5 protein-coding genes are annotated in these 4288 nt (G+C 63.8%); 4 read left to right on the top strand and 1 reads right to left on the bottom strand.

Features of this window, described 5'->3' with window-relative positions; translation table 11 throughout:
* The 4 genes from WBB85_RS22460 to WBB85_RS22445 all read left to right on the top strand — a co-directional run.
* Nucleotides 1–701, top strand: a 701-nt coding sequence (locus WBB85_RS22460; protein ID WP_432640791.1) for an OmpA family protein, incomplete at its 5' end; no start/stop codon positions are given.
* A 10-nt stretch (nucleotides 702–711) separates the two neighbouring features.
* Nucleotides 712–2289, top strand: a complete 1578-nt coding sequence (locus WBB85_RS22455) for a caspase family protein (protein ID WP_432640790.1) — start codon at nucleotides 712–714, stop codon at nucleotides 2287–2289.
* Nucleotides 2290–2294: 5 nt separating this feature from the next.
* The gene (locus tag WBB85_RS22450) at nucleotides 2295–2954 is read left to right on the top strand and encodes a prepilin peptidase (protein WP_432640789.1); all 660 of its coding nucleotides are present in this window, start codon (nucleotides 2295–2297) and stop codon (nucleotides 2952–2954) included.
* 21 nt (nucleotides 2955–2975) lie between these two features.
* Nucleotides 2976–3758: a hypothetical protein gene (locus tag WBB85_RS22445; protein ID WP_432640788.1), complete on the top strand. Its 783-nt coding sequence runs from the start codon at nucleotides 2976–2978 to the stop codon at nucleotides 3756–3758.
* A 15-nt stretch (nucleotides 3759–3773) separates the two neighbouring features.
* Here the strand turns inward: WBB85_RS22445 and WBB85_RS22440 are convergent.
* Nucleotides 3774–4288, bottom strand: a 515-nt coding sequence (locus WBB85_RS22440) for a DUF6504 family protein (protein ID WP_432640787.1), incomplete at its 5' end; no start/stop codon positions are given.

Here is a 4288-nt window from a genome sequence, read left to right as displayed (position 1 = left end):
ACCTTGCCCGCGACAGTTTCGTTCAGGCGATGCAGGAGCGTGTGTCGCTGGAGGACCGCCGGGAAGGTCTGACCCGGGCGCTCGGCTATGAAAAGCACTGGCGCAGCTATGCCGAGTTGGGCCGTCTGGAATGGTCAGAGCGGAAGTATGGTTCTGCTGCCGTCAACTTCCAGCTTGCGATCAACGAACTGGTCGAGGGCGATCCGACCCATCCCGCCGAAACGTCGGAGATCGAAGAGGTCTATCAGATGGCCAGCGCCTCGCTTGCGCTGGCGGATGGGGCGGTCGACATGCCGCGCACACGATCGGGCCAGATCGGCGGAGTCTTTGCGACCTCGATCCGGGGTTTCAGCGTCGAAGAGGTCGACCTGCCGATCACCTTCCGCTTCGGCAGTACCGACTTTGACGAGCGTGGCGCAAAATACGCCACGATGCTGGCCGAGCATCTCGGCGCCACCGGGCAGGCGCATGTGAAGCTTGGCGGGCATACCGATCCGGTTGGCAGCGACGCCTTCAACCAGGAACTTTCGCTGGCCCGCGCCGATGCCCTTGGCAGGTTCCTCAAGTCACATGGCTTCCCCGGAGAGATCGAGACGGAAGGCCACGGCGAAAGTGATCTGCCCGCGCCGCCGCCGGGCGTGGTGGAGGGCTCGGAAGAGCATCACCGCATCGCGCGGCGCGTTGTTTTCACCACGAATTAGGGGGTGGTTGGTGCGTGCATTCCTGCCAATCCTGCTCACTGCCGGGGCGATGCTGGCCCCGCCTGCCGCCTTCGCGGGCAAGCTCTATGGGCTGGTCATCGGCATTGATGACTACCGCCATGTGTCCGACCTGAAAGGTGCCGTGAACGATGCCCGCGACGTTGCCGATGCGCTGACCGGTCTTGGGGCCGAGGTGGTGACGTTGCTCGATGGCAAGGCGACACGCGACGCGGTCATGGCGGAATGGCGCCGTCTTGCGACCGATCTGCACCCAGATGATCAGTTGATCGTGACCTATGCCGGGCACGGCACCAATGAACCCGAACGCATAGCCGGGAACGAGGCCGATGGTCGTGATGAGACGCTGATCCTGTCGGGTTTCGCGCCGTATGGCGCGGCGGCGGGTGAGCGTATCCTTGACGATGAGATTGCTGAACTGATCGCCCTGACGCAGGAAGGACAGACAATCTTTGTTGCCGATGCCTGCCATTCCGGCACGCTATCACGCAACACGGCCCCGGCCTTGGGATTCCGCTATGTCTCTGTCGGCAGGATCGAGGCCGATCCGCTGCCACCGCCGCCGCCAAGGGTGGCAGCGCGCGAGGGGCGTGAGCAGACGGCGCTGTTCCTTGGTGCATCGGACGATTCCGAAAAGACGCCGGAATTCCTGATCGGCGGCGCCCCGCGCGGAGCGCTCAGCTATGCCTTCGCGGCCGGGCTGAGAGGAGAGGCGGACGTGGATGGCGACAGGGTCTTGACCAAGGGCGAGATCGAAACCTTTGTCCGCCGCAAAGTGCGCACCATCTCACAAGGCTCACAGCGCCCGCAGGTCGCACCGGCGGGGCAGGGCGACCGGGCCCTTTTCGCCCTGCCGATGCGGGCACAGGAAAAAGTAGTTCCGGTGAACCCGCTGAGCGTTGCCTTTGCCGATCTGCCGACGGTCACGCTGTCGCACAATGGTGGGGCAGGGGGCGACCGTCTTCTGGCCGGGCTCAGGGGCGCACAACTGGTGCCGACAGAGTTTGCCGCCGATCTGCGGGTCGATCTGACAAATGGCACCGTCCTGTCGATGGTCGGCGATACAGTGCGCCGGTTCGGTGCCGCCCGGCCTGCGGATGCCCTGCAAGGGGTGCAGCCTGTGGTCGACAAGCTGCGGCTGACCAACGCGCTTTCGGTTCTCGGAAGCGACCTCACGGTGGCCTTCGCCGGTGGGGATCACGCCTACCGCGCGGATGACGTGGTAACGATTGAGGTCACGGGACGCCGGGCCACGGACCTGTCGCTGCTGAACATCGCACCTGACGGGCGTATTACTGTGCTCTACCCGGTGCCTGACCTGGGCGACCCGGCAACCCTTCCTGTCAAGGATCCTGTGAACCTTCAGGTCAAGGTTCGTGCACCTTTTGGCGCGGACCATGTCATCGCGATCGAGGCCGCCGCGGCGTCGGAGCGGCTGCAAGCCCTTCTGTCCGCCGCAGATACCCATTCCGGTGCCGCCGGTTTCTGGGAGGCATTCCGCAGCTTCGCCCGGACCCTTCCCGAACCGCCCCGCATCGCCGTTTTCCCGTTCCACTCAGTTGCAGGTTGACCACCATGACCGACCTTTCAGCTCTTTCACTGCCGATTTGGACCTTCGTCGCCTTGGCCAGCCTTTCGGCCTCCATCGGCGCGATGCTGGCCGCGCAATTCGACGCGGTGAAAGTGCACCCCAATATCTACGTCCTTGCCACCGGCACACCGGCGATCCTTGCCCTGATCCTTGTACAAGCCCCGGTTCCCCTGACCTTCGCCTTGTGGAGCGCGGTGCTGATCCTTGTGCTCAGCGGGCTGACGGTCATGGATGCAATGACCTGCACCGTGCCGGATGTACTGACCCTGCCGCTGATCCTGCTCGGCGTACTGCATGCCCAGATGAGTGGCGCATCGGGCATGGTGTTCGCCGGGGCCGCCATGTCAGTCATCGCGATCGCCGTTGCGGCACGGTGCCTGTTCCGGTGCGGCGATGGCTGGGTCGGGGATGGCGATGTTCTGCTCTTTGCCGCGGCGGTCGCCTGGTTCGGTCCGGCGATGCTTCCCGATATCCTGTTCCTGACAGGCATCATCCTGTTCGTACGTCTTTGCCTTGGCCGGGTCATCGATCTTGGCCCCGCCACCTGCATTCCGATCCCGCAAAAGTTCGACCATGCCATTCCGCTCGCCCCCTCACTCGGCGCTGCCCAGTTGCTGATCTGGATGGGCGGGCCGTTCTTCTAGGCCCCGGTAAGGAGAAGACCTGTGCCCAAACCGCCACCCGGCCCGCTTCATCTGATCGTAAATCCCGACCGGCCCTATGACGCCTACTTGACACTGCGCAAGGCAGAACTGACCATCCTCGACGGAGGGCGGGACATGGTCGAAACGGGTCTGAGCGACACGCCGGAAGCGGGAGCGGACGGGCGGGACAGTCTTTTGCGGGCGTTCGAAACCGTGGAAATCTCGCTCCGCTCTGAAAACTGGTTCTTCGAATCCGTCCGCCGCAAGCTGGAAAAAACAGCACCCCTGTCCGAGTTTCCGACGATCATGGGGGCGAATGGCCATGATTATCTGCTGCATTTCACCCAGTTCCTGTTCTTCCTGAAAGCGCTCGACTGCACCAGCGCCGACCAGATCGCGGCCTTCATCGCCTCGCATAACCAAAAACTGGAAGACCAGATCGCAAGTCCGGACTTTTCGAAAAGCGAAAAGGAATACCGCAAGGCGATCATCCGGCCCGAACGGCAGGCCAAGATCCTCGACACGATCCGCACCTTCAACGCGCCGATCTTTGCGATCTACGAATACGGGCATCTTCTGATCGACGACATGTCGCCGAAAACGACCGAGAAGCTGATTGAGGATCTGCGCTATGGCAAATTGCTGGACCGCCGGATCGACGAACGCATCTCGGCCGATCAGAAACGGGTGCTGATCGCGTCGAACGGGTTTCTTGAGGATACCTACCGGGTCTCGCTTCTCATGCAGCGCCGGTTGATCGCGGCGAGCCTGTCGGATGCCGAGATTTCCACCGCGCGAAGCTGACGGGGGCACCGCCTTTCAGCCAAATACCCCGTGACAGAACCAGCCGCCCGACATCGCCCCGCCATGGGCGTAATACAGCCAGAGCCTTTCGCCTGTCGTCACCTCCACCCGCCAGTAATCGCGGGTGCCTGAGCGCCATTCGGGCTCATCAAGCCACCATTCCGGCGCGATGCGTTCGGGCCCCGAGGCCGAGGCCGTCATCAGATCGCGCCTGCGCCAGCGGAAGCGGGCGGGGATCATCGGGTCTTCGGGGGCCGTGACCGGTTCGGGCCGGAACAAAACCAGCGGCCGGGGAGTGCTGGACGGTGGCCAGTCTGTCGCGGGGTCAGACCAGGCGACGGGCAGCACCTTTGCGGTTTTTTCGGGGATATGGCTGTCGGCCGGGGCAAGCCGGGTAATCGCCTCCATCCCCACCCGCGACCCGAGCCGCGAGACGAGCGTGTCGAGCGCCTCGCCTTCGCGCATCCGCACGGCCCCGTCGATCGAGCCGTTCTTTTGGCGGGGGTGGTGGGGTTCGGTGACATGCGCCT

The sequence above is a fragment of the Albidovulum sp. genome, from assembly GCF_049646345.1.
Lineage (GTDB): Bacteria > Pseudomonadota > Alphaproteobacteria > Rhodobacterales > Rhodobacteraceae > Albidovulum.
The sequence above is the reverse complement of the archived record's forward strand: the minus strand, read 5'-3'. Positions and strand labels throughout refer to the sequence as shown.